Source organism: Stenotrophomonas sp. CASM101 (assembly GCF_049384845.1).
Classification (GTDB): Bacteria; Pseudomonadota; Gammaproteobacteria; order Xanthomonadales; family Xanthomonadaceae; genus Stenotrophomonas; species Stenotrophomonas hibiscicola.
Genome location: NZ_JBMRFR010000002.1, coordinates 440644 through 464974, shown reverse-complemented (window position 1 = coordinate 464974; position 24331 = coordinate 440644). Strand labels below are relative to the sequence as shown.

Annotated in this window: 19 protein-coding genes and 1 pseudogene; 12 read left to right on the top strand and 8 right to left on the bottom strand. The window is 66.3% G+C overall.

What is annotated here, in order from left to right:
• Positions 1 to 20 precede the first annotated feature (20 nt).
• A pseudogene (locus VG543_RS06100) lies at positions 21 to 2102 on the bottom strand (TonB-dependent receptor family protein).
• Positions 2103 to 2233: 131 nt separating this feature from the next.
• On the opposite strand from VG543_RS06100, the gene VG543_RS06095 reads away from it, so the two are divergent.
• Positions 2234 to 3154, top strand: coding sequence for a M14 family metallopeptidase (locus VG543_RS06095; protein ID WP_423181115.1), 921 nt, complete (start codon positions 2234 to 2236; stop codon positions 3152 to 3154).
• Positions 3155 to 3222: 68 nt separating this feature from the next.
• Here VG543_RS06095 and VG543_RS06090 read toward each other — a convergent pair whose 3' ends face one another.
• Positions 3223 to 4074, bottom strand: a complete 852-nt coding sequence (locus VG543_RS06090) for a LysR family transcriptional regulator (protein WP_021204275.1) — start codon at positions 4072 to 4074, stop codon at positions 3223 to 3225.
• A 151-nt stretch (positions 4075 to 4225) separates the two neighbouring features.
• Here VG543_RS06090 and VG543_RS06085 point away from each other — a divergent pair, with 151 nt between their 5' ends.
• From VG543_RS06085 to betT, 4 genes are all read left to right on the top strand, one after another.
• Positions 4226 to 4579, top strand: a complete 354-nt coding sequence (locus tag VG543_RS06085; RefSeq protein WP_423178095.1) for an SMR family transporter — start codon at positions 4226 to 4228, stop codon at positions 4577 to 4579.
• On the top strand, positions 4579 to 4902 hold the full coding sequence (locus VG543_RS06080; protein WP_423178094.1) for a DMT family transporter: 324 nt from the start codon (positions 4579 to 4581) through the stop codon (positions 4900 to 4902). The genes VG543_RS06085 and VG543_RS06080 overlap by 1 nt, the downstream gene beginning before the upstream one ends.
• 96 nt (positions 4903 to 4998) lie before the next feature.
• Complete coding sequence (locus VG543_RS06075) at positions 4999 to 5379, top strand: VOC family protein (protein ID WP_058982339.1); 381 nt, start codon at positions 4999 to 5001, stop codon at positions 5377 to 5379.
• Between the two features lie 183 nt (positions 5380 to 5562).
• Entirely contained in the window at positions 5563 to 7542 is a 1980-nt protein-coding gene (betT, locus tag VG543_RS06070; RefSeq protein WP_312544589.1) for a choline BCCT transporter BetT, read from the top strand.
• Positions 7543 to 7649: 107 nt separating this feature from the next.
• On the opposite strand, the gene VG543_RS06065 is transcribed toward betT, so the two are convergent.
• Together VG543_RS06065 and VG543_RS06060 are read right to left on the bottom strand one after the other, a co-directional pair.
• Entirely contained in the window at positions 7650 to 10277 is a 2628-nt protein-coding gene (locus tag VG543_RS06065) for a TonB-dependent receptor (protein ID WP_423178092.1), read from the bottom strand.
• A gap of 278 nt (positions 10278 to 10555) precedes the next feature.
• Positions 10556 to 11533: a zinc-binding dehydrogenase gene (locus tag VG543_RS06060; RefSeq protein WP_423178091.1), complete on the bottom strand. Its 978-nt coding sequence runs from the start codon at positions 11531 to 11533 to the stop codon at positions 10556 to 10558.
• Positions 11534 to 11964: 431 nt separating this feature from the next.
• Between VG543_RS06060 and VG543_RS06055 the strand changes: the two genes are divergently transcribed.
• From VG543_RS06055 to VG543_RS06040, 4 genes are all read left to right on the top strand, one after another.
• Positions 11965 to 14328: a ribonucleoside-diphosphate reductase subunit alpha gene (locus VG543_RS06055; protein ID WP_423178089.1), complete on the top strand. Its 2364-nt coding sequence runs from the start codon at positions 11965 to 11967 to the stop codon at positions 14326 to 14328.
• A gap of 110 nt (positions 14329 to 14438) precedes the next feature.
• Complete coding sequence (locus VG543_RS06050) at positions 14439 to 15479, top strand: ribonucleotide-diphosphate reductase subunit beta (RefSeq protein WP_111102417.1); 1041 nt, start codon at positions 14439 to 14441, stop codon at positions 15477 to 15479.
• 13 nt (positions 15480 to 15492) lie between these two features.
• Entirely contained in the window at positions 15493 to 15972 is a 480-nt protein-coding gene (locus VG543_RS06045) for a flavodoxin (RefSeq protein WP_423178108.1), read from the top strand.
• Positions 15944 to 16270 carry a thioredoxin family protein gene (locus tag VG543_RS06040; RefSeq protein ID WP_111098131.1) on the top strand — a complete coding sequence of 109 codons (327 nt, stop codon included), beginning with the start codon at positions 15944 to 15946 and terminating at the stop codon, positions 16268 to 16270. The genes VG543_RS06045 and VG543_RS06040 overlap by 29 nt, the downstream gene beginning before the upstream one ends.
• 118 nt (positions 16271 to 16388) lie before the next feature.
• Here the strand turns inward: VG543_RS06040 and VG543_RS06035 are convergent, their stop codons facing one another.
• A complete protein-coding gene (locus VG543_RS06035) occupies positions 16389 to 17720 on the bottom strand; it encodes an Nramp family divalent metal transporter (protein ID WP_423178087.1) in 1332 nt (443 codons plus the stop codon).
• 117 nt (positions 17721 to 17837) lie between these two features.
• On the opposite strand from VG543_RS06035, the gene mntR reads away from it, so the two are divergent.
• Positions 17838 to 18314, top strand: coding sequence for a manganese-binding transcriptional regulator MntR (gene mntR, locus VG543_RS06030; RefSeq protein ID WP_021204264.1), 477 nt, complete (start codon positions 17838 to 17840; stop codon positions 18312 to 18314).
• A 107-nt stretch (positions 18315 to 18421) separates the two neighbouring features.
• On the opposite strand, the gene VG543_RS06025 is transcribed toward mntR, so the two are convergent.
• The 3 genes from VG543_RS06025 to fabR form a co-directional block, all read right to left on the bottom strand.
• Complete coding sequence (locus VG543_RS06025; protein ID WP_312544599.1) at positions 18422 to 18970, bottom strand: thioredoxin-like domain-containing protein; 549 nt, start codon at positions 18968 to 18970, stop codon at positions 18422 to 18424.
• Entirely contained in the window at positions 18960 to 21119 is a 2160-nt protein-coding gene (locus tag VG543_RS06020; RefSeq protein ID WP_423178086.1) for a TonB-dependent receptor plug domain-containing protein, read from the bottom strand. Before VG543_RS06020 ends, VG543_RS06025 begins: the two co-directional genes overlap by 11 nt.
• 230 nt (positions 21120 to 21349) lie before the next feature.
• The gene (gene fabR / locus VG543_RS06015) at positions 21350 to 22006 is read right to left on the bottom strand and encodes an HTH-type transcriptional repressor FabR (RefSeq protein ID WP_005409961.1); all 657 of its coding nucleotides are present in this window, start codon (positions 22004 to 22006) and stop codon (positions 21350 to 21352) included.
• Between the two features lie 92 nt (positions 22007 to 22098).
• On the opposite strand from fabR, the gene VG543_RS06010 reads away from it, so the two are divergent.
• On the top strand, positions 22099 to 23169 hold the full coding sequence (locus VG543_RS06010) for a ferredoxin reductase (protein ID WP_423178085.1): 1071 nt from the start codon (positions 22099 to 22101) through the stop codon (positions 23167 to 23169).
• A gap of 11 nt (positions 23170 to 23180) precedes the next feature.
• Positions 23181 to 24329 (top strand): fatty acid desaturase family protein, encoded by a 1149-nt coding sequence (locus tag VG543_RS06005; protein WP_134731576.1) that lies wholly within the window; start codon positions 23181 to 23183, stop codon positions 24327 to 24329.
• Positions 24330 to 24331 lie beyond the last annotated feature (2 nt).

Here is a 24331-nt window from a genome sequence, read left to right as displayed (position 1 = left end):
CGCATCGGGTGGCTACCGCCTCAGAAGCGGTAGCGGCCCTGCACGTAGAACGTGCGCGGCGCGGCCACCATGCGGCCGGCGTTGCCATCAACGTTGCGGGTGTACCAGCGCTTGTCGGCCAGGTTGTTCACGCCCAGTGCAATCTCGCTGTCACCCAGGCCCGGCACCTGCCAGGCCACCTGCGCGTTCCACAGGCGCACGCCCGGCACGCGACCCACGCGCGCATCGGCGGTTTCTTCCCAGGTGTTGGCGGCATCGGAGAACTGGCCGCTCTGGTGGGTGCTGGAGACATTGAAGGTCCAGCCGGCCAGCGCTTAGCGGGCGCCCACGCTGTCAGTGTCGCGCGAGTAGAAGGGCACGTCCAGGCCACGGTTGTCGCCGGACTGCTGGATCGCCTTGGTCCAGGTGTAGTTGGCGTACAGCTCCAGCCCGGCCAGCGCGCCGTCCTCGGCGAAGTGGTACTCCAGTGCGCTCTCCACACCCTTGTGGTCGGTGGCACCGATGTTCTGGAAGGTGGGCGGGGTGATGCCCGGCACCTGCAGGATCTGGTTGTCGAAGCGCATCTTGAACACGGTCACTTCCGCGCGCAGTGCCCCATCCTGCCAGCGTGCGCCCAGCTCGGTGGTCCTGGCCACTTCCGGGTTCAGCGGATTGCTGGCGGTCTGCGAATTGAGCTGGATGTTCTGTACCGGTCCGAACGAGGTGGTGTAGTTGCCGAACACGGTCAGCTGCGGAGTCAGCAGGTAGGCGATGTTGATCGAGGGCAGGGCCTTGTCGTTGCGGCTGCTGAAGGTCGCCGTGCCTCCGGCCTGGCGGCGGTCCATGTCGATCCATTCCATGCGCACGCCCGGCGTGATCCGCCACTGGCCGATCGCAATGCGGTCGTCGATGTAGAAGGCGTGCGCGTCGGTGGCGTTGTCGAAGCGGGTGGTGGCACTGGCCGCGCCGGTGCGGCGGGCGACGGTGGAGCTGCGGTCGTTGCCGCGCTCGCGCAGGAAGCGGTAGCCGGCGGTGATGTCATGCACCGCGCTGCCCCAGTGCAGGCGCCGGGTATAGCGCGGCTCGATGCCAAGCACGCGGTAGTCGCGCGGCTGCACGGTCAGCTGGGTATTGGCGGCGTTGATCAGCGAGCTGGCTCGGCTGCTTTCGTTGTAATAGGCCAGTACCTCGAACTCGCTGTTGGCCGACAGCGTGTTGGTGTAGGCCAGGTCGACGCCGGTGCGGTGGCCCTTCCAGAAATCGGTGGGGCGGGTGTTCTGGAACGGATCGGCCTCGTACTGGTTGCGGGTCAGGCCGCCCGGGGTCAGCGAGCGCACATCGTAGTAGGACAGCTTGGCGCGCAGTTCCTGCTGCGCATCGATGGCGTAGGCGAACTTCAGCGCGAGATCATTGAAGCGGTCATCGCTGCCCCGGCGCCAGCCGCGGCCGTCCTGGCCGGAGTAGAGCAGGGCGGCGCCCAAGCCGTTGTCGCCGGTGCCGCCGAGGAAGGCGTTGTACTGGGCGCTGTCGCCGCCGCCATGGTCGTAGGCGGTGTAGCGCACGCCGGCTTCGCCGTGCAGGCCGGCCTCGGTGGGAATGGCGCGGGTGCTGAAGTTGATGATTCCACCGACGTTCTGCGGTCCGTAGCGCACCGCGCCGCCGCCGCGCACCACGTCGATCGACTCGATGTTGGACAGGCTGGTCGGCGCGAACGACAGCTGTGGCTGGCCATACGGCGCCACCGCCAGCGGCACGCCGTCCAGCAGTACGGTCGAGCGTGGCGAGTAGCGCCCGGTCAGGCCGCGCACGCCGATGTTCAGCGAGACCGAGCTGCCGGCCGTACCGGAGTTGTCGGTGACCTGCACGCCGGGGATGCGGCGCATGGCATCGCCGATGCTGGCCGCGCCGCTGGCCTCGATGCGCTGGCGGTCGACCACCGTGCGCGCGCCGGCGAAGCGCTTCACGCTGTCATGCAGGCCGGTACCCAGCCAGCTGCCAGAGACCTGGATGCTGTCGAGCGTGGTAGCGCCGTCCTGGGCGAAGACGCTGGCGGCCGGAAGCAGGCACAGGGTGAGGGCGGCGGCCAGGGGCAGGCGGGCCGGTTGCAGGGCGTGGATGGGCATCGGTGCAGGCTGTGGAAGGTCGTAAATGAGAATTATTGCTGATTCCATTCGCCAATGGAATGCGCGTCGGGTTCATGCCGTTGCCCCGGTGGTAGAGTGGGCGATTGCTTCCTGACTCGCCGAGATCCGCCATGTCCCAAGCCGCCTTCTACCCCGTCGGAACCCCTGGCCAGCCGTGGGGAGCGGCGGAACGGGAGCTGTGGCGTGGCCGCCAGCAGCGCCTGCGTCGCTATGACCAGGAGGTGCTGCCGCGCATCGAAGCGCTGGCCTCGCGTTTCGACAAGGTGGCCTATGGCCAGCTCGACTACGCTGGCGAGACCTATACGTTGTTCGCCCTGCGCAGCCGCGACTGGAACCCGGCGCTGCCCGCCGCGCTGGTTACCGGTGGCGTGCACGGCTATGAGACCAGTGGCGTGATGGGCGCGCTGGAGTTCCTCGAAAAGCACGCCGCCGACTATGCCGGCAAGGCCAACCTGCTGGTGGCGCCGTGCGTGAATCCGTGGGGCTTCGAGCGCATCAACCGCTGGAACTTCGATGCGATCGACCCGAACCGCAACTTCCGCGCCGATGGCCCGGCCCGCGAGTCGACCGCGCTGATGGAGCTGATCGCACCGATCAAGGACCAGTTCGTGCTGCACATCGACCTGCACGAGACCACCGACAGCGACGAGAGCGAGTTCCGCCCGGCGCTGGCCGCGCGTGACGGCAAGCCGTTCGAGCCGGGCCTGATTCCCGATGGCTTCTACCTGGTGGATGACAGCGAGAACCCGCAGCCGGCCTTCCAGCAGGCGGTGATCGCCGCGGTGGAGAAGGTCACCCACATCGCGCCGGCTGACGACAAGGGCGAGATCATCGGTTCGCCGCTGGTGGCCCACGGCGTGATCGAATATCCGCTGGTGAAGCTGGGCCTGTGTGCCGGCATCACCGGTGCGACCTACACCACCACCACCGAGGTCTACCCGGACAGCCCGCGGGCGACCCCGCAGCAGTGCAACGACGCCCAGGTTGCAGCGGTGTGCGCGGCGCTGGATTACGCGCTCGCCCATCGTTGACCGGTAGTGCCGGGCGCGGGCCGGCAATCTTGCTGTCGCGTGGTTGCCGGCCCGCGGCCGGCGCTACCTCACCCCAACGCGTCGGCCCACCACAGCGCCGCTGGCCCCGGCGGCGTGTCGCGGCGCCACAGCAGGTCGCTGTGGATGCGCCGCGGCCACCCGGGCAGGGTCAGTTCCACCAGTTGCCCGCGGTCGTAGCGCTGCACCAATGCGCGGGGCAGCTCGGCCCAGCCGATGCCATCCTCGGCCATCTCCATCACCATCAGGTAGTCGGTGGCGGTCCACGCCAGCCCGGTAACCGCCCGCGCATGGTCGACCTCCGCGCTCAATCGCACCTGCCGGTACCGTGCCAGCTGGGAAGCTGCGCGACGGCCGGCGTCGGCCAGCGCATGGTCGCGCGCCACATACACCGACAGTTCGCTGTGATGGGCCAACGGCCGTGCCACCAGACCATCCGGGTAGCTTTCCTGGCGCGGCAGCAGGCCCAGCGCGGCGCGACCACTGCCGACCAGTTCCAGGACGTCTTCGCCTTCGGCATCCAGCCATTCCAGTTCGATCTCGGGGAACGCTTCGGCAAAGCGCTGCAACACGCGCTGCTCCGGATCGAGCTGATACACGTCGGAGAACACCACGGTCAGCCGCGCTTCGACCGGGGCGGCCAGCCGCACGCTCAACTGCTGCAGGCGGGTATCGGCGGCGAGGATTTCCTGGGCATGGGCGAGCACCTGGCGCCCGGCTTCGGTCAGCTGCGGGTAGCGTCCACTGCGGTCGAACAGGCTGACGCCCAGGTCCGCCTCCAGGTGGGCGATGGCGGTGCTGACCGTCGATTGGGTCTTGCGCAGGCGACGCGCCGCCGCCGAGAACGATCCGAGCGCGGCCGCTTCGACGAACGCCTGCAGGGATTCAGGGGAATAGGGCATTGATCCATCGCTCCTATCGATGGTATCCATTTTGAATCGACCGTAAAAGGCGATGATACTGTCCGCCGTCGCCCCCTTTCTGCGGGGCATCCACGCATGGCGTGGATCTACTGAGGGCGGGGCGCTGTCCGCGTCCCGCAAGGAGTTTCACATGTCCCGTACTGTTCCCGCCCGTGGCGCGCTGGTCGCCTGGGCCTGCCTGACCGTGGCGATCGTTGCCGAAGTGGTCGGCACCTCGTTCATGGCCCATGCCGCCCGCGATGGTGGCTGGACCGGCTACCTGATCATGGCCGGCGCGCTGGCGTTGTCCTACTTCTTCCTGGCGCAGTCGGTGCGCCGCATTGCTGTGGGCGTGGCCTACGCGGTGTGGGAAGGCCTGGGCCTGACCCTGCTGACCGTGGTCGGCCTCACCGTGTTTGGCGAGAGTCTGTCGCTGCAGCAGCTGGCCGGCCTGATGCTGGCCGTGGTCGGCATCGTCTGTGTCACCCTCGGGGAGGCGCACTGATGAATACCCTGGCTCTGTTTTTCGTGATCTGTTCTGCGCTGATCGACGTTGCCGCCAACATGATGGTGGCAACGTCGGAAGGCTTCCGCCGCTGGCGCTGGGGTGTCGGCGCGGTCGTCATGGTCTGGATCGCCTTCGCCCTGCTGGGCCAGGCGGTGCGCTACATGGACCTGGCCACCGCCTATGCGATGTGGGGTGCAATCGGCGTGATCGGTACCGCCACTTGCGGCCGCGTTTTGTTCGGCAACCGCCTGCGGCCGATCGGCTGGGTTGGCATCGCCCTGGTCACGGCGGCGGTACTGCTGCTCAGCACCGCCAAGTAGCAGAGCGCCTTGTCGCGAGCTGGGCGGCGATTGTGCAGCGATTTGCGAAGTCGCCCCTGCTCATCGACACTGCGGTTTTCCACATGGAGTGCCCGCATGTTCAGCCACATCACCGTAGGAACGAACGACATGGAGGCCGCGCGTCGCTTCTACGACGCCCTGTTCGCCGCTATGGGGGCACGTGCGGGCGTATTCGACGAGAAGGGACGGCTGCTGTACTTCAAGGATGGGCGGATGTTCGGTGTAACCGCGCCGATCGATGGGCAGCCAGCGTGCCATGCCAACGGTGGCACCATCGGTTTCAGTCTGGGCAGTGCAGAGGCCGTGCGTGCCTGGCAGGAAGCTGGCGTGGCTCACGGTGGTACCGCCATCGAAGATCCCCCCGGCGTCCGCAACATGTCCGGTCGGCAGGTGTTCCTGGCCTATCTGCGTGACCCGGATGGCAACAAGCTGTGTGCGGTGCATGTGATGTCGTGATTGGACAGGACGCGCGTGGCCGCACCGCAGCCCGCGCGGCCAAGGTTGCGCTCCGGCGCGCGCGTGATAACACGGAATGGTGGGCCGGGCCTGTGACCACAGGCCGCAACTTCATGCTCTGTCCACTGCGGTTCAGCCAGAATCGGTCGGCTAACCCTTTGATCTACCGGAGAACGCCGCCCCATGGATGTACTGGAGCCGCAACAATCCCCGGTGCGCACCCTTCGGCCTGTGTTCGCCTTCGCGGCGATCGTTGTCGTGGCGTTCGCGCTGTTCGTCAGCCTGTTCCCGCTGGGCGCAGGCCGCCTGCTGCTGAAGGCGCAGGACTGGGCCGCACTCAACGTCGGCTGGTACTACCTGCTGGCCATGACCCTGTACCTGGTGTTCGTGGTCGGCGTGGCGCTGTCCAAGTACGGTGGCATCAAGCTCGGTGCCGACCATGACGAACCGGAGTTCAGTTACCTCTCCTGGGCCGGCATGCTGTTCGCTGCAGGCATCAGCATCACCCTGTTCTTCTTCTGCGTATCCGAACCGCTGACCCACTACCTGCAGCCGCCGCAGGGCGATCCGGCCGCAGGCGAGGCTGGCGCGCGCCAGGCCATGCAGCTGCTGTTCCTGCACTGGGGCCTGCACGGCTGGGGCGTGTTCGCGCTGGCGGCGATGGCGATGGCCTACTTCGCCTATCGCCACAACCTGCCACTGGCGCTGCGCTCGGCGCTGTACCCGCTGATCGGCAAGCGCATCAATGGCCCGATCGGCTACACCGTGGATGCGCTGGGCATCGTCGCCACCGTATTCGGCATCGGTGCCGACATGGGCTTCGGTGTGCTGCACCTCAATGCCGGCCTCTCGCACCTGTTCGACATTCCGCACTCCAACCTGGTGCAGATCATCCTGGTGGTCAGCATGATGGGCGCGGCCGTGGCCGTGGCCGTGTCCGGCGTCGAGAAGGGCGTGCGCTGGATGGCCAACATCAACATGCTGCTGGCGATCGCGCTGGTGCTGTTCATGCTGTTCGCCGGGCCGACGCAGTACCTGTTCAGCACGCTGATGCAGAACCTGGGCGACTACCTGGGCAGCGTGGTCGGCAAGAGTTTCGATGTGTACGCCTATGGCGGCCGACCGGAATGGCTGGGCGGCTGGACGGTGTTCTACTGGGCCTGGTGGATCGGCTGGGCACCGTTCGTCGGCCTGTTCATCGCGCGCATCTCACGTGGCCGCACCATCCGCGAATTCGTGTTCGGGGTGCTGCTGATCCCGCTCGGCTTCACCCTGGCGTGGTTGTCGATCTTCGGCAACAGCGCGCTGGACCAGGTGCTGCACCACGGCCAGCAACAGTTGGCGCAGCTGGCGGTGGATGATCCACCGACCGTGCTGTATGCGCTGCTGGACGGCTACCCCTGGAGCCGCGCGGTGATCACGGTGACAGTGCTGGTCAGCTTCATCTTCTTCGTGACCTCGGCCGACTCGGGCGCGGTGGTGTTGTCCACGCTGTCCTCGCATGGCGGCGCACCCGAGGATGATGGTCCGCGTTGGCTGCGGGTGTTCTGGGGCACGGTGATCGCGGTGCTGACCGCGGGCCTGTTGCTGGCCGGCAGTATCGACGCACTGAAATCGGCGGTGGTGCTGGCGTCGTTGCCGTTCTCGGCGATCCTGTTGTTGATGATGTGGGGGCTGACCCGCGCCTTCAGTGACGAATCGCACCGCAAGCGCGCGCTGCAGTACCGGCCATCGCCGCTGATCGGCGATGATCGCCATCATCAGGGCTGGCGCCAGCGCCTGAGCCAGGCCATGCACTTCCCGGTGCGCGACCAGGTCTACCGCTTCATGGATGACACGGTGAAGCCGGCGATGGAGGCGGTGGCCGAGCAGCTGCGCGGGCAGGGTTGGGATGTATCCACCCGCTTCGAGGCCGGCGACATGGAGCTGACGGTGAACCACGGCGAGCAGCAGGACTTCCTGTACCGGGTGATCCTGAGCGGCTACCTGACCCCGTCGTTCGCCGCGCAGCAGTTGCGCAACCAGCGTTACTACCGCGCCGAGGTGCACCTGTTCGAAGGCAGCCAGGACTACGACCTGGTGGGCTACAGCCGCAAGCAGATCATCAACGACATCATCAGCCAGTACGAACGGCACCTGCAGTTCCTGCACCTGAGCCGGTGATGCGGTGGGTGCGGACCGTTGATCCGCACCCCCTGTAGAGCCGAGCCCGCGCTCGGCTCCTCGGTGTCGGAAGAGCAGCCGAGCATGGCTCGGCTCTACAGTGGCAATCAGAACCTGTAACGAGCACCCAGCGAGACGAACTGTCCGCGCAGGTTGTACTGGCTGATGTCGAAACCGTTGGAGCCACCGGCGGGGTCGAACGGCGGGTCCTTGTCGGTCAGGTTCAGCACCGACAGCGACAGCGTGGTGTTGGCAATACCTTCGTACGCTACGTACAGGTCCAGCTGGTGATACGGCTTGATGCGGTCGCGCAGACCCGGGTTGCTGGTTGCCGTCGCCACACGCTGGTCGTAGCCACTCACGTACTGCAGGCTCAGCGTACTGCTCCAGTCGCCCACCGCCCAGTTCAACGAGGTGGTGCCGCGGGTACGCGGCAGCGCGCCGTGGCGGTTGTTGCCGGCGCCGTCATACGGTGCCTGCCCAGCCACCAGCGGCTGCTTGAAGCTGAGCAGGTGGGTCCAGCTGCCGGCCACGGTGAAGTTGCCCCAGCCGTCGGTACGGAAGGTGCGGCTGGCGTCCAGATCCAGCCCCGAAGTGGTCAACTCCCCTTGGTTGGCGTACTGGTTGGTGATGAACTGGATGCGTCCCTGCGCATCACGTTGCACGCGGCCCGGGAACAGGGTCGGGTTGTCGACGATGAACTGCGCGCTGTCCGGCTTGACCAGGTTGTCCTGCTCGATGCGGTACCAGTCCAGGCCGATGCTGGTATCGCCATCCGGCGACCACACCGCACCCAGGTTGAAGTTGCGCGAGCGCTCCGCCTTCAGATCCGGGTTGCCGGTGCGGATGTTGGTCACGCCACGGCTGCCGCCCGGTTGCAGCGGATCCAGCGGATCGATCACCGAGCCGTAGCTGACGGTCTGGCCCGGCGCGATCTCCGGCAACGAGGGCGCGCGGAACCCGCGCGAGAACGAGCCACGCAGCAGCAGGCTGTCCAACGGCTGCCAGCGCAGCGCCACCTTCGGCGAGAACGCCTTGCCGAAGTCATCGTAGTGATCGCCGCGGCCGGCCACCTGCAGCTCCAACGTGCGGTGCAGTGGCACGCTCAGTTCGGCATAGGCGGCACTGACCTGGCGCTCGCCGTTGACCACGTTGATGGCCGGGCGCAGTTCGGTGCCCGACAGCACCTGCGCGCTGGTGCGCGCATCCAGCGATTCCTTGCGGAACTCCGCACCCCAGGCAAAGCCGACCGTACCGGCGGGCATCTCCCACAGCGAGGTCGAGGCCTTCACGTTCAACGCGTGCAGCTTGTACCAGCCCGGACGCTTGGTCTGCAGGCGCAGTGCATCCAGCGCGCCCGGCGTGCTGGACGGGTTGAGGAAGTTGTAGCTGCCATCGCGCAGGATCTGCTCGAACGCATAGCGATTGACGAAGTTGTCGACGTACTCGCGCTGTGCACTCTGCGAGGTCAGCGCTGCCACTTCCCAGTCCCAGCGTTCGCCGCTGCCGCGCACGCCCGCCAGGGCACGGTAGAACACCTGGGTGTTGTCCTTCAGGCGCGGGCCGAGGTCGAAGAAGGTGTACTCGAACGGCAGTGGCGTGCTGCCCGGGTTGTTGGGATGGCCGACCGGCAGCACCGCCGGCACGTCGATCAGCGTGCCGCTGGCCGGGTTGTAGGCACGCAGGCCAGGGCCAACGGTCAGCGGCGCACTGAAGATCTGGTCGGCTTTGTTGTGGCTGTACAGCACGTCGGCGAACGCTTCGACACTGTCATTGAAGCGGTAGGTCGCGCTCAACGACGCCTGCAGGCGCTCGGCGCCGGGCTGCAGGGTCTTGAACGGCTGCGCGTTGAAGGCGCAGGCCTGGCCGGGCAGGGTGCTGCCGGAATCGCTGTAGGGACGCAGCTGACTGCCATCCGGGCAGTTGGCGAACGGTTGCGGCGCGCGCGGGTTGGACAGCCAATTGCCACCGGCGGTGGACCAGCCGGCCAGGCGTCCGCCGGGCTTGTCGCGGAAATCGCCGCTGCGGGTATAGGCGCGCTGGTCGGCGTCGAGGCGATCACGCTTGAGCAGGTCCAGCCCGAACAGCACGTTCCAGCCCTGCTGCTCCAGGTCGCCGAAGCCGGCCAGCAGGTTGGCCTTGCGTTCGTCCAGGCCGCCCTGTGTGGCGGTACCGAAGCCGCCGCCCACTTCCAAGCCCTGGAAGTTCCTGCGCAGGATGATGTTGATGACACCGGCGATGGCGTCGGAGCCATACACCGCCGAGGCGCCGTCCTTCAGCACTTCGATGCGTTCGACCGCGCTGATCGGCAGCGCGTTGAGGTCGACGAAGGTGTCCTGGGTATTGAGCGCGAAGCCGAAGTTGGACACGCGGTAGCCGTTGACCAGCACCAGTGTGTTCTTCGGCGACAGGCCACGCAGGCCGATCGAGGCCGAGCCGGCGGCGAAGCTGCCGGTGTACTGCTCGTCGAAGCTGTTGCCGGCATTGGCCGACAGGTTGCGCAGCACGTCGGTGAGGGTGGAGCGGCCGGTCTGCTCGATCTGTTCGCGGCTGACGATCTGCACCGGGTTGGGCCCGGCGGTATCGCTGCGCTTGATGTTGGAACCGGTCACCAGCACGGTGCCGAGGGTGGTGCTGTCCTTGCCGGTGTCGGCGGATTCAGCGGCGCCGGCAGCGCCGGCGGTGAGGCCCAGCGCGATCGCGCCGGCAAGCAGGTTCAGGGTGGTGCGGTACATGGAAGCGACAACGCCGAACGGGGGAGGAGCCGTCAGTACCGCACGCAGGCACGTGCACCTTCCAATGACGAAAGCGCATTCAGTTATACATCACAGGTTCTTAACGAAAGTCGGTGCCTCCGTTGGAGCAGACCCACTCGGTGGGTGCGGACCGACCTTTGGTGGGTGCGGACTGTTGGTCCGCACGCCCCTGTAGAGCCGAGCCTACGCTCGGCTCCACACACTGGCCGGAAAGCAGCCGAGCATGGCTCGGCTCTACAGAACGCAATGTCAGACGATCACGGCCGCAGCAGCACCTTGCCGTTACGACCCGAACCCGCACCGGCCTTCGCTGCCTGGGTGATATCGTCCAGTGCGAAGATCTGTTCCACCGGCAAGGTCAGTTCGCCGCTGGCCGCACGCTTCAGCAGCTCACCCACCAGCCGGCGCTTGTCCTCCACGGCCATCGCCTGGCTGACCTTGCTGCCCCAGAAACCCTTCACCGTGGCCTCCTTGTAGATCAGGCCGCCGGCCGGGATGCGCATCGGTTCGCCGCTCATCACCCCGAACGACACCAGCGTGCCGTGGTGGACGAGCAGGTCGACCAGGTCACCGCTGGCATCACCGCCGATGGAATCCACCGCGGCCGCGGCCTGTGCTTCGCCGGTCGCTTCACGCACACGATCCTTCCAACCATCCACCGAGGTGTCGAACACATGATCGACGCCCAGCGCCCGCAACTGCGCGACCGCATCGGCATTGCGCACCAGGTTGGCCACATGCACGCCACGCGCCTTCGCCAACATCGCCAGCGACTTGCCGACCGCGCCGTTGGCGGTGTTCTGCACGATCCACTGGCCCGGCTCGACGTGCAGGAATTCCAGCAGCATCAGCGCGCTCAGCGGCATCGCGATCAACTGTGCGGCCATCTCGTCCGGAATCGCCTCCGGCATCGGAATCACCATGCGTTCCGGTGCAATGAACGCTTCGGCCCAGGTACCGTGCACCGATGCGGCGGCGACGCGTTGGCCGATCTGCAGGCCGTCGACGCCGTCGCCCAGTGCGTCGACCACGCCCAATGCTTCGCTGCCGCCAATCGCCGGCAGCGTCGGCTTGTAGCCATACAGCCCGCGCACGGTCAGCAGGTCGTGATTGTGGATCGAGGCCAGCACAGTGCGGATGCGCACCTCGCCGGGGCCGGGCTCGGGCAGGGCGGCATCGGCAGTGGCTAGGACGTCGGCCGGGTTGCCGAAGGAGGAGTACTGGGCAGCGCGCATGGGTGGTATTCCGGGGAAAGTTGATGTTGTACCGAACTGGGGCCGCAGGGGCTGTCGACAAGGCGCCGCAGCTGCAACACGGCATCCTGCGACTGATCGTCGCGACATGTGCTGATTACCGCATCTTGTGTTGACGGTTCGGGATATCCCCACTATGTTGTGGCCGTCACTCCCGGTCAGCCGCCGCCGCCGGACATGCAGCAAACGTCCCGCGGCCCGCCCCTGATGGCTTGCCGTGTCGACGCGGCCGCCATCGTGCGGACGCAGGTCGCCCCCACGGCCCGGATACCGGCCGCAGGCGCAGGCAGATGCCGACGACCTACGTTCCCGTGCCCTGGCAATCCACCCGTTCGCCCCGTGCGCCGGTATCGCGTTCAGGGCCGCCATGGCATCGACCGCCAAAGCGCGTGCGAGCCTGGAGTTCCACCACCATGACCGACAGTACCTTCCGCGTGGCCGATCTGGCCGGCGCCGGCGACGCCTTGCGCGCCGGTGGCGAGCGCGTGCCGACCTGGATCACCAAGGAGGCCGGCAACCGCCGCCTGCCGTTCGAGGCCGAGCGCCTGCAGCGCAGCATCGACGCCGTGCATGCCGAGTTCCCGCAGCTGGACGTGAGCGACTATCGCCGCGTGGTGCAGGCGATGGTCGAGCGCAAACCGAGCATCAGCGCCGACGACCTGGTCGATCTGCTGATCCGTGAGGCCGAATCGCGGGTGGACCTGGTTGCACCCGAGTGGGAACAGTTTGCCGCGCGCATCTACCTGCGTCGCCTGTACAAGCGCGCCAGCCGCAACCGCTTCTACGACGTCGGCTTGAAGTACGGTTCGTATGTGGGCCTGCAGGAAAGCCTGGCTGACCGCGGCATCTACAGCAACGACATCCTGCGCTGCTATTCGAAGGAAGAGCTGCAGCAGGCCGGCGAGATGATCGACCCGGAGCGCGACCGCCTGTTCGCGTACAACGGCCTGTACCTGCTGGCCACGCGCTACCTGGCCAGCGATCGCAGCCGCGAGGTCTACGAACTGCCGCAGGAGCGCTGGCTGACCATCGCGCTGTACCTGATGCAGGAGGAAAAGCCGCGCGAACGCCGCATGCAGCTGGTCGGCGAGGCGTACTGGGCGCTGTCCAACCTGTACATGACCGTCGCCACACCGACCCTGGCCAATGCCGGCAAGGTGGGTGGGCAGCTGTCCAGCTGCTTCATCGACACGGTGGACGACAGCCTGCAGGGCATCTATGACTCCAACACCGATATCGCCCGCGTGTCCAAGCACGGTGGCGGCGTCGGCGCCTACCTGGGCTATGTGCGCAGCAGCGGCGCGCCGATACGGGGCGTGGCCAATTCCTCCGGCGGCGTGGTGCCGTGGATCAAGCAGCTCAACAACACCGCGGTGTCGGTCGACCAGCTTGGCCAGCGCAAGGGCGCGGTGGCGGTGTACCTGGACATCTGGCACCGCGATATCGAGGCCTTCCTGGATCTGCGCCTGAACAACGGCGACCAGCGCCTGCGCGCGCACGATGTGTTCACCTCGGTGTGCGTGCCCGACCTGTTCATGGAAGCGGTCGAGCGCCGCGCCGACTGGTACCTGTTCGACCCGCACGAGGTGAAGCAGGCCAAGGGCTGGTACCTGCAGGACTTCTACGATGAGACGCGCGGCGCGGGCAGCTTCCGCGACCGCTATGCCGAACTGGTGGCCGACGAGCGCATCAGCCGCCGCACGGTGAAGGCGATCGATCTGTTCAAGCGGATCATGCTCAGCCAGCTGGAGACCGGAAATCCGTTCCTGTTCTACCGCGACGAGGTCAACCGCCGGAACCCGAACAAGCACGCGGGCATGATCTATTCCAGCAACCTGTGCACCGAGATCCTGCAGAACATGAGCCCGACGCGGATGATCCAGGAGATCGTCAGCGGCGACCAGATCGTCACCACGCGCCGCGCCGGTGACTTCGTGGTCTGCAACCTGTCTTCGATCAACCTCGGCCGGGCAATCAGTGCGCCGGATGACCTGCTGGCCACCGATGTGCTGGAGCGCCTGATCCCGATCCAGGTGCGCATGCTCGACAACGTGATCGACCTCAATGCGTTGCCGGTGCCGCAGGCCACGATCACCAACCGCAAGTACCGCGCCATCGGCCTGGGCACGTTCGGTTGGCACCACCTGCTGGCGCAGCAGGCGATCCAGTGGGAGTCACCGGATGCCGAGGATTTGGCCGACCGTCTCTACGAGCGCATCAACTTCCTGACCATCCAGGCCAGCGCGCAGCTGGCGAAGGAGAAGGGCAGCTATCCGATGTTCACCGGCAGCGATTGGCACCACGGGCGTTACTTCCGTGACCGCGACTACACTGGCGCCGCATGGGACAGCCTGGCCCGCGAGGTCGCCACGCACGGCCTGCGTAACGGCTGGCTGCTGGCCGTCGCGCCGAACATGAGCACCGCGCAGATTGCCGGTTCCACCGCGTCGATCGACCCGATCTACAGCGCGTTCTACTACGAGGAAAAGAAGGACTTCCGGCGGCCGGTGGCGGCCCCGGGCCTGTCGCTGGAAACCTGGCCGTACTACGAGAAGGGTGCCTACAAGGTCGACCAGTTCGCCAGCGTGCGCCAGAACGCCCGCCGCCAGCGCCATGTCGACCAGTCGATCAGCTTCAACCTGTACGTGCCCAGCACCATCCGCGCCAGCACGTTGCTGGAGCTGCACCTGAGCGCCTGGCGCGAGGGCCTGAAGACCACCTACTACGTGCGCTCCAACGACATCGACATCAGCGAATGCGAGTGGTGCTCCAGCTGATCGCTGCGCCTCTTGTAGAGCCGAGCCCGCGCTCGGCTCAGACGCGAAGAGCAGCCGAGCATGGGCTCGGCGCTACATCCGCAATGCACGTAATACGAAGGTAAACGACCATGGCAACTCCCCTCGACCGCATCAAGATCCTCGAACCACGCCACCCCAACCGCAGCACCGGCATCATCAACGGCCAGACCAGCGGCATCCTCAACTGGAACGATATCCCGTACCCGTCGTTCTATCGGGCCTACAAGGAGCTGTCGACCAACTTCTGGATTCCCGACGAAGTGGACATGAAGCTGGATGCGCGCCAGTACGGCGAGCTGTCAGGGCGCGAAAAGAACGCCTACGATTCGATCATCGGCCTGCTGGCCACGCTGGATTCACCGCAGACGCGCTTCATCTACAACGTGGCCGAGTACATCACCGACCCGGCCGCGCATGCCAACGCAGCCATCATCGGCCAGCAGGAAGTGATCCACAACGAGAGCTACAGCTACGTGCTGGCCTCGATCACCGACCTGCCGAACCAGAACCGCATCTTCGAGATCGCTCGCACCCACCCGACCATCATCAAGCGCAATGCCCCGATCATGGGCGCGTATGACGATTTCATGCGCGAGAAGACCGCCGAGACCCTGCTCAAGTCGCTGATCCAGTCCTCGATCCTGGAGGGCATCAATTTCTATTCCGGGTTCGCGTACTTCTACAACATGGTGCGGCAGAACCGCATGAACGGCACCGGCAAGATCATCAGCTTCATCAATCGCGACGAGCTGGCCCATACCAAGTTCATCAGCGAGCTGATCCGCGCCATCATCGGCGAAAACCCCGAGCTGCAGACCAATGAGTTGACCGCCTATGTGCACCAGTCATTCGAACATGCCATCGAGCTTGAGACGCAGTGGTCGTCGGAGGTGCTGGATGGCATCGATGGCATCGACGTGGACGAGATGACGCGCTACGTGAAGTACCGGGCCAACAAGATGGCCGGCATGCTCGGCATCGAGCGCCTGTACAGCGACACCACTGACAACGTGATGCCGTGGATCAAGGCCTACGCCGACAACTTCACCGAGACCAAGACCGACTTCTTCGAGATGCGCAATGCAAGTTACAAGAAGACCAACGTCGACAACGGCTTCGACGACCTGTGAGCCAGGCGCCGCGCTGAGCATCCTGGTGGTGGTCGCCTCGTTGAGCGGTAATACCCGCGAACTCGGCCGGCAGATCGCCGAGCGCTGCCGCGCTGCCGGCCATGTGGTGCACTGGCAGGAGGCCGACGACCTGCGTCAGGCCCCCTCATTGGCGGCCAACGAGGCCGACCTGGTGCTGCTGGGCTGCTGGACCGACAACGCCGGCCGCACGCCAGCGGAGATGAAGGCATGGGTGGCCGGCATCGCCGAGCGCGGCGAGCGGCCACGGCAGCTGGCGGTGTTCGGCACCGGCGAAACGCAGTGGGGGCAGGAGTACTACTGCGGCGCCGTGCACCGGCTGATCGGCTATTTCCGCAGCGACTATCCGCCGCTCGAGATCGAGCAGATGCCGCATGGCGAGCGTCACGCCGCAGCCATCGACGCCTGGACCGATACGGTCCTGGCCCACTACTGGAGCAACACCGATGCAGATCATCGACGCCACCACGCCTGAGCAGTTCCAGCAGCTGCTGGCCGAGCACCCGCGGGTGCTGGTGGATTTCCACAAGGACCAGTGCCCGGGCTGCCGGATGCTGGAGATGTCGTTGCATCGCGTGGCCAACAGCGTGGCGGGGCAGGGCACGACCCTGCTGCGCGTGCAGCTGGAGGTGCTGGGTGAGGCGTTCTTCAGGGAGCTGGGACTGCGGCAGACGCCGACGCTGTCCCTGTTCCGTGATGGTAACGAACGCACGCGCCTGGCCGGGTTCCAGTCGCCGCAGCAGATCGAGGCCGCGATCGCGCTGCATTTGTAGAGCCGAGCCCATGCTCGGCTGCCGTTCGCGCGGTGAGCGATGAGTCGAGCATGGCTCGACTCTACAAGGGCATCCACGCGTGGCGTGGATCTACCGGGGCAGGGTCCGTGCTTTGGCGTCAGGCTCCGCTGAAGGTATCCACCAGCAGCTTCACGTTCAGCACCACGATCACCAGCGCGATCACCCAGGCGATCGCGCCGAGCCAGCGCGGTGCCACCAGCGTCCCCATCGTCACTTTGTCGGTCACGATCCGCACCAGGGGGATGATCGCGAACGGCAGCTGCATCGACAGCACCACCTGGCTCAGCACCAGCAGCTTCACCGCGCCCTGGTCGCCGAACAGCATGATCACCACCACCACTGGAATGATCGCCAGTGCGCGCGTGATCAGCCGACGCAGCCACGGCGGCAGGCGCAGGTGCAGGAAGCCTTCCATCACGATCTGGCCGGCCAGCGTGGCGGTCACTGTCGAATTCAGGCCCGAGGCCAGCAGGGCAATCGCAAACAGTGTCGCCGCCGCGCCCACGCCCAGCATCGGCGCCAGCAGCTGGTGGGCCTGCTCGATGTCTTCCACATCGAAACGGCCATTGGCATGGAACACCGCCGCCGCCAGGATCAGGATGCTGGCGTTGATGAACAGTGCCAGCGTCAGCGCGAGGGTGCTGTCGGTCACCGCCCAGCGCAGCGCGCTGCGACGGCCCTCGTCGGTGCGCGGATAGGCGCGGGTCTGCACGATGGAAGAATGCAGGTACAGGTTATGCGGCATCACCGTGGCGCCGATGATGCCGATGGCGATGTACAGCGCGTGCGGATCAGTCACTACCTGCGCGCGCGGAATGAATCCGCCCAGCACGTCCATCACCGGCGGTGCGGCCAGCGCGATCTGCACCATGAAGCAGCCGAAGATCACCATCAGCAGCGCGATCACGAAGGCCTCCAGCGCACGGAAGCCGCGGTTCATCAGCAGCAGAACCAGCAGCGTATCCAGCGCAGTGAACACCGCGCCCCAGAGCAGTGGCAGGTCGAACAGCAGCTTCAGCGCGATCGCGGTGCCGATCACCTCGGCCAGGTCGCAGGCGATGATCGCCGCCTCGCACAGCGCCCACAGCGCCAGGTTCACCGGCTTGGGGTAGCGCGCGCGGCAGGCCTGCGCCAGGTCCATGCCGGTGGCGATGCCGAGCCGCGCCGACAGCGCCTGCAGGATCACCGCCATCAGGTTGGAGATGAGGATGACCGACAGCAGCAGGTAGCCGAAGCGCGAACCGCCGGCGAGGTCGGTGGCCCAGTTGCCCGGGTCCATGTAGCCGACCGAGATCATGTAACCCGGGCCGAGGAAGGCCAGCAGGCGGAACCACCAGTGACCCTTGTCGGGCACCGCCACCGAGGCATTGAGTGCGCCCAGGCTGGCCGAGGTGGAGGCCGAAGGGTCGTGGGGCGCCAGGGTGTTCATGGGTCCGAATATAGCTCCTGCTATAGTCATTAGCAATGTGAAACAATCGTCTTTATCGCGTTACTGGTCCAGAATTCAGTTTCAAACCCGGAGTAGACCGGAAGGACAGGCGCAGGCGTGGGCAAGACCGACGATTCGACATCGCTGAAAAGCACCCCCTTGATCGAGGCTGAGCGCCAGGTCGAGAGCTTCCGGCAAGTGCGCGAAGCGCACCGGATGGAGCTGGTGGAGGACTATGTCGAGCTGATCTCGGACCTGCTGGCCGACGGCGGCGAGGCCCGCCAGGTCGACATCGCCACCCGCCTGGGCGTGGCCCAGCCCACCGTGGCGAAGATGCTGCGGCGCCTGGCCCGCGATGGCTGGGTGGTGCAGCGACCGTACCGCGGCGTGTTCCTGACCCCGGAAGGCGAGGCGCTGGCCCATGCCAGCCGCCAGCGGCACCAGACCGTGGAGCGTTTCCTGCTGGCGCTGGGCGTGGACCCTGATACGGCACGGCGTGATGCGGAGGGTATCGAGCACCATGTGAGCGAGCAGACGCTGGCGCTGTTCGAGGCGTTCGTGCGCAAGGCCGAGGGCGAGGCGCCGTATCGGTAGCACCGGGCCATGCCCGGCGGCCGTTCGCGCGATCCGGTTTTTGTAGAGCCGAGCCATGCTCGGCTGCCGTTCGCACGGTGATGGAATGCGTCGAGCATGGCTCGACGCTACAGGTCAGGCGGGCAGCGGGCCTGTACCTGCGCGCACGCCCGTTTCGTCCATTCCTTCAACACCGGCTGCAGGCCTTGGTAACGCCGGCCTTGCCAGCCATTGGCCAGCACTGTGCCGTCGGCATCGATCAGTATCAGATTCGGCGGTGCCAGCCCGGCCAATGCCTGCAGGGCCGGCATGCGCGCAGCGCGGCGCGGGTCAAGCACCGGCCACGGCATGTCCTGCGCGTGCATGTAGCGGCGAAGCGCGGCCTCGCTCTCATCCAGGCTGATGTAGACCACTTCGGTATCGGCCCCGGCCTCGCGCAACATGTCGCGTACGCTGCGCAGCGTGGGTACGAACGCATGGCACGGTGCGCACCAGTCGGCACCGAAGTACAGCGCCACCAGTTTCGGCGGCTGTGTCCATTGCATCGGTCGCAGCGAGCGCTGTTCCGGCCGCATCAGCGAGGCCGAGACCTGCGCGTGCAGGTCCGCAGCCATCGCCGGTGCAGCCAGCAGCACGGCACAGGCCAGCAACAACGCTCGCAGAGCTTCAGAACGCATAGCGCAGGTTGACGTACCACGAACGCGCGAAGCGCGGCCCGTAGACATAGTCGCTGTCACGCAGCGCGCCCACTTCCAGATCTTTCTGGCGCTGATCGAACACGTTCTTGACACCCGCGGCCACCGACACTTCCTGCTGCGCCTGCGCGCCCAGATGGCGGTGCCAGCGAGCACCAAGATCGGTGACCAGGAAGGAACGCGTACGGTGCAGCTCGCCCAACCGGTTGTTCAGCACCGACATCGGCCCGGTATGGCGCAGCGCGACGAAGGTTTCCCACGGCTCGGCGGGCATCCAGCTGAGCTGCGCCAGGCCGGTCCAGCGCGGGGTCTTCAGGTAGTCGCGGCTTTCGATGATGGTGTCGCCACCGTCGCCGGTGTCGTCGAAGATGCGCTGCGGTTCGCGGAAGCGCGAGCGGTACCACGAGGCACCGGCGGTCAGGCGCCACTGCGGCGAGGGTTGCCAGCCGAGGTTGGTTTCCGCGCCCAGCACGTTGGAGCCGGAAGCGTTGTAGCGCAGCTGGCTCAGTTGTCCGTCATCGCCGCGCTGGATCTCGCCCAGCGCGAAGGTGTCGCGGATGCGTGCATAGGAGGCGGTAGCATCCCAGCTCCACACTGGATTGGCCGGGTCCGAGCGCCAGTCGAAGCCGAACAGGGTGGTCAACGCGCGCTCTTCCTTCAGGCCATCGGTGTTGCGCACGCGCACCTGCTCGCCACCCAGCGTATCGACGTGCACGTCCTCGACGAAGATCTCCGGCGCACGGAAGCCGGTGGCGATGCCGGCGCGCCATTTCAGGTTGGGCGTGGCCTGCCAGGCCAGGGCGATGCGCGGCGAGAACACCGCGCTGTCCAGTTCCGAGCTCTTGTCCACGCGTGCGCCCAGTACCAGGTCGACGTTGTCACGCAGGCTCCATTCGTCCTGGATGAAGGCGCCCAGGTTGTGGAAGGTTGCATCTTCCAGCACCGCCAGGCGCTGCCCGTCACCGGTGCGGTTGCCGTCGCGCAGCGCCTCGTGCTTGTACTGCACGCCGAAGGCCAGCGCGTGCGCGCCCAGCCGCCAGTTCAACTGGCTGTCGATATAGTGCAGCGGGTTGTGGGTGCGGCCGTATTGGCGCCACGAACGCGAGGCCGCGCTGCCGGCCACGTTGGGATCCAGCTGCGACGGGTCATAGCCGGGTGCAGACGGATCGGTAACCACGTCGCCAAGACCGCCGTAGAAACTGTCGCGGTCGATGTCGGCGAAGGCGTAGGCCAGGCGGAAATCGACGTCGGCATTGATTTCCTGATCCCACGACACGCTGCCGCGCCGGTATTTCGTATCCAGCGATTCGGCGATGTTGGCCAGGTATTCGGGCTGATCCAGTCGATTGCCGCCACGCCGGGTTTCATCGGTCACCTGCAGGTCCAGGCGCAGCCGCGTGCCCGGCGTGGGCGCGTACCAGGCCTGCAGCCCGCCGACCTTGAGGTTCTTGCGGGTGATCTCGGTGTAGCCGTCACCGTTGTAGTCGATGCCGCTGTTCCAGTTGCGCTGGGCAATCACTGAAAGCCCGGCGTCGGCATCTTTCGCCACCAGGTCCAGGCGCACGTCGGCATTCTTCTGCGGTGTGCCCTTCAGGACATCCACGCCGGCCTGCACATGGCCGCCGCTGCGCGCCGGCAGCGGCCGAATCAGGTTGATCACGCCGGCCACCGCACCCGGGCCGTACAGCGCCGAGCCGCCGCCCTTGACCACTTCGATGCGGTCGACGAACCCGGCCGGGATCTGTTCCAGGCCGTACACGCTGCCCAGCGTGGACAACAGCGGGATGCCATCGAACAACAGCTGGTTGTAGGCACCGGGCAGGCCCAGCAGCTGCACTTCGCTGGTGTTGCAGTTCTGGCAGTTGCTTTCCACGCGCAGGCCGTTGATCAGCTCGGCGGCGCGCGAGAAGTCGGTGGCCGCGCGCAGCGCGATGTCTTCCTTGCGCAGCACTTCGGTGCGGATCGGGACATCGGATAGCAGGCGTTCGCTGCGGGTGGCGGTGCTGACCTTGACCTGCACGCGGTCCAGCTCGGTGGGCTTCGAGGTGGCGGCCAGTGCAGGCAGCGGCACGGTCAGGGCAATGGCGGCGGCCAGGGGCAGCCGATGGAAGAGGGGCGTGGCAACGGGCATGAGGGCGTCGTCCTTGGGAGAAGAAAGGCGGCGAGGGCGACCTGGCTGACGCATATGAAAGCAGCGGCTTATTAATATAGCAAGTGCTATATAACGAGGCTGAGGCAATTACGCTTTGGGTACCAGTCGAGTCAGATCATGCATGTGTTATAACATTACATAAAACGACCGCAACCCTGCCGGTGGTCATGTCCATAGGATGGAGTTGCCGTGTAGGCGCGGTCGGATCGTCAGCCGCGGCGGAATGCGGCGGGGGTCCGGGCGCCGACGATGATCATGCGGATCATCGTGGAGATCTGTTCGACCAGTTCCGGATCCTTCTCCGGCGGCAGGTCCATGGCGGTGGCACCCATCGCGAACACCAGCCGGGTGATGGCCTTGGCCACCAGCTCGGGGGCATGCAGCACGGCGCCGTCCAGTGCAGCCAGGCGCACCAGGTCGTGCTGCAGCTCTTCTTCGAAATAGTGCAGTTCGCGTTCGACCGCATGCTTGAAGTCGTCCGAGCCGACCGCGCCTTCACGCAGCAGCACGTGCAGCAGCTTGTCGTCGGCGCGCAGCTGTTCCATGAAGGTCTCCACGGAAACGCGCACCACGCTGGTGGCGGTAGACGTGGCGCGCTGGCGGGCCTCGCCGATGATGGTGCGCAGCGAGCGGCCGGCGGCGTCGATCAGCGCCACGGCCAGTTCGTCCATGTCGCGGAACTGCCGGTAGAAGCTGTTCGGCGCAATGCCGGCCTCACGTGCCACTTCGCGCAGGCTGAGCGTGGACAGGCTGCGGTGTGGCCCGATCAGCTTCAGGGCGGCGGCCAGCAGATCCTCGCGGCTCACCGTACGGCGGGCCGGGCTGTTGGCATCTTCAGGCGTCGACAAGGCGGTGGCGGCGGCCATGGGGGTTCCGGTGGGGCGAGGCTGAATCATACCCAATCCGGTTCAATATACACATGTATACACAGGTGTATGTGCGCCCGTATAGTGCGCCCATGAGCGCTGTCGTCCGTCCGTCCCTGTTCTCTCCGTACCGCTGGGTCTCGCCGTCGCTGTTCGATTTCTGGGCGGGCCAGCTCAATCCCCTGTGGACCCTGCGCGAGCCGGTGGCCCGACTGGTCCGGCGCGAGCCGGCCGGCGAGGGCGCGGCGACCCTGGTCCTGCGCACCAACCGGCACTGGGCCGGCATGCGCGCCGGCCAGCACGTCACCCTGGGCGTCGAGATTGAGGGGCGCCTGTGGCAGCGCAGCTACAGCCCTACCGCACTGGGTCGGCGCGAGCTGGCGATCACCGTCAAGGCGATCGATGGCGGCCGGGTCAGCCAGCATCTGGTCAACCATGCACAGCCGGGCGAACTGTTCCGCCTCGATGCCGCCTTCGGCGAGTTCCATATGCCGGCCGCGGCGCCGGTGCTGCTGCTGGCTGCCGGCAGTGGCATCACGCCGATGCGCAGCCTGTTGCGCGACGCCTGCCAGCGCCCGCTGGCAGCACCGGTGGACCTGTTCTATTGGGAGCGCACCGCCGCCCATCTGCAGTTCCGTGATGAACTGCAGGCGCTGGCCGCGGCACATCCGAACCTGCGCGTGCATCTGCTGACCACCCGCGAGGGTGAGGCGCCGGCCGCGCGCATCGATACCCATGATCTGCAGGTGGCCGGCGATGACACGCCGCTGGCGCAGCGCCATGTGTTGGTCTGCGGTCCGGATGGATTCGTTGCCGCTGCGCGTGAACGCCTGGCGCACCAGGTGGCTGGCTTCCAGGCCGAAGCCTTCACCCCGCCGGCGCCACTGCGCGATGCCAGCAGCGAAGGCGAGGTGTCGCTGACGCTTGCGCGCAGTGGCCGCCAGCTGAGCGTGCCGCGAGGCCGCTCGCTGCTGGAAAGCCTGGAAGCGCATGGCATCAAGCCCAAGCACGGTTGCCGCATGGGCATCTGCAACACCTGCACCTGTGATCGCGTCAGTGGCGCCACCCGCCACCTTCGCACCGGCGACCTGCAGTCCGAATCGGCACAGCCGGTGCGGATCTGCGTGAGCGCACCGATCACCGACCTGACTCTGGATCTCTGAGGACGCCTGCCATGACCCGCGCTACCGACCGTGCCCTGAGCACCGCCGAGATGCATGCCTTCGGTGAGGAACTCGATGCGATCCGCGACCGTGTGATCGGCAGCCTCGGCGCCTCCGATACCCGCTACATCCGCCGTGTGGCTGCCGCCGTGCGATGGTTCGGCGTGGGTGGCCGTGGCCTGCTGTTCCTGGCAGCATTCTCGCCGCTGTTCTGGATGCCGCTGCTGTGGCCGGCCGCGATCACTGGCACGCTGCTGCTGGCGTTGTCGAAGATCCTGGAGAACATGGAGCTGGGCCACAACGTCATGCACGGCCAGTTCGACTGGACCGGCGACCCCAAGCTCAATGGCAACACCTACGAGTGGGACATCGTTGCCACCGCCGACAACTGGCGCAAGACCCACAATTTCCGCCACCACACCTACACCAATGTGCGTGGCATGGACGATGACATTGGTTATGGCCTGCTGCGAATCTTCCCGGAACAGCGCTGGAAGCCGTTCTACCTGCTGCAGCCGATCATCGCGCCGATCTTCGCGCTGCTGTTCCAGTGGGGTGTGGCCGCGCAGGACCTTCGCCTTGGCCGCTGGCTGAAGGGCCGCATCAGCGGCCGTGCGATGTGGCTGCAGACCCGCCCGGTGGCGCGCAAGATGGCCCGCCAGGTGCTGAAGGACTACGTGTTCTTCCCGCTGCTGGCTGGTCCGTTCTTCCTCACCGTGATGCTGGGCAACCTGGTCGCCAACGGCCTGCGCAACATCTGGACCTACGTGATCATCTTCTGCGGGCACTTCACCGCCGAATCGGAAACCTTCCCCAAGGAGTGCCTGCGCAATGAGTCGCGCGGCCATTGGTACCTGCGCCAGCTGCGCGGTTCGTCCAACATCAGCGGTGGCTTCCTGATCAACGTGCTGTCGGGCAACCTCAGCCACCAGATCGAGCACCATTTCTACCCGGATCTGCCGGCCAACCGTTATGCGGCCATCGCCAAGGAAGTGAAGGACATCTGCCGTCGTTACGGCCAGCACTACAACAACGGCTCGCTGCCGCGCCAGTTCGGCCAGGTGGTCTGGCGCATCCTGCGTCACGCGTTCCCGAGCAAGCCGCGCCGCCTGCCGATGCCGGACATCATGTCCGCACCGGCATCGGCCAACGCGGGCTGATC

What these genes read in the sequence shown, in the direction of transcription:
- VG543_RS06095 (WP_423181115.1), top strand. Translation starts at nt 2,234, where the DNA reads ATGTCCCAAGCCGCCTTCTACCCCGTCGGAACCCCTGGCCAGCCGTGG.
- VG543_RS06090 (WP_021204275.1), bottom strand. Translation starts at nt 4,074, where the DNA reads ATGCCCTATTCCCCTGAATCCCTGCAGGCGTTCGTCGAAGCGGCCGCG.
- VG543_RS06085 (WP_423178095.1), top strand. Translation starts at nt 4,226, where the DNA reads ATGTCCCGTACTGTTCCCGCCCGTGGCGCGCTGGTCGCCTGGGCCTGC.
- VG543_RS06080 (WP_423178094.1), top strand. Translation starts at nt 4,579, where the DNA reads ATGAATACCCTGGCTCTGTTTTTCGTGATCTGTTCTGCGCTGATCGAC.
- VG543_RS06075 (WP_058982339.1), top strand. Translation starts at nt 4,999, where the DNA reads ATGTTCAGCCACATCACCGTAGGAACGAACGACATGGAGGCCGCGCGT.
- betT (WP_312544589.1), top strand. Translation starts at nt 5,563, where the DNA reads ATGGATGTACTGGAGCCGCAACAATCCCCGGTGCGCACCCTTCGGCCT.
- VG543_RS06065 (WP_423178092.1), bottom strand. Translation starts at nt 10,277, where the DNA reads ATGTACCGCACCACCCTGAACCTGCTTGCCGGCGCGATCGCGCTGGGC.
- VG543_RS06060 (WP_423178091.1), bottom strand. Translation starts at nt 11,533, where the DNA reads ATGCGCGCTGCCCAGTACTCCTCCTTCGGCAACCCGGCCGACGTCCTA.
- VG543_RS06055 (WP_423178089.1), top strand. Translation starts at nt 11,965, where the DNA reads ATGACCGACAGTACCTTCCGCGTGGCCGATCTGGCCGGCGCCGGCGAC.
- VG543_RS06050 (WP_111102417.1), top strand. Translation starts at nt 14,439, where the DNA reads ATGGCAACTCCCCTCGACCGCATCAAGATCCTCGAACCACGCCACCCC.
- VG543_RS06040 (WP_111098131.1), top strand. Translation starts at nt 15,944, where the DNA reads ATGCAGATCATCGACGCCACCACGCCTGAGCAGTTCCAGCAGCTGCTG.
- VG543_RS06035 (WP_423178087.1), bottom strand. Translation starts at nt 17,720, where the DNA reads ATGAACACCCTGGCGCCCCACGACCCTTCGGCCTCCACCTCGGCCAGC.
- VG543_RS06025 (WP_312544599.1), bottom strand. Translation starts at nt 18,970, where the DNA reads ATGCGTTCTGAAGCTCTGCGAGCGTTGTTGCTGGCCTGTGCCGTGCTG.
- VG543_RS06020 (WP_423178086.1), bottom strand. Translation starts at nt 21,119, where the DNA reads ATGCCCGTTGCCACGCCCCTCTTCCATCGGCTGCCCCTGGCCGCCGCC.
- fabR (WP_005409961.1), bottom strand. Translation starts at nt 22,006, where the DNA reads ATGGCCGCCGCCACCGCCTTGTCGACGCCTGAAGATGCCAACAGCCCG.
- VG543_RS06010 (WP_423178085.1), top strand. Translation starts at nt 22,099, where the DNA reads ATGAGCGCTGTCGTCCGTCCGTCCCTGTTCTCTCCGTACCGCTGGGTC.
- VG543_RS06005 (WP_134731576.1), top strand. Translation starts at nt 23,181, where the DNA reads ATGACCCGCGCTACCGACCGTGCCCTGAGCACCGCCGAGATGCATGCC.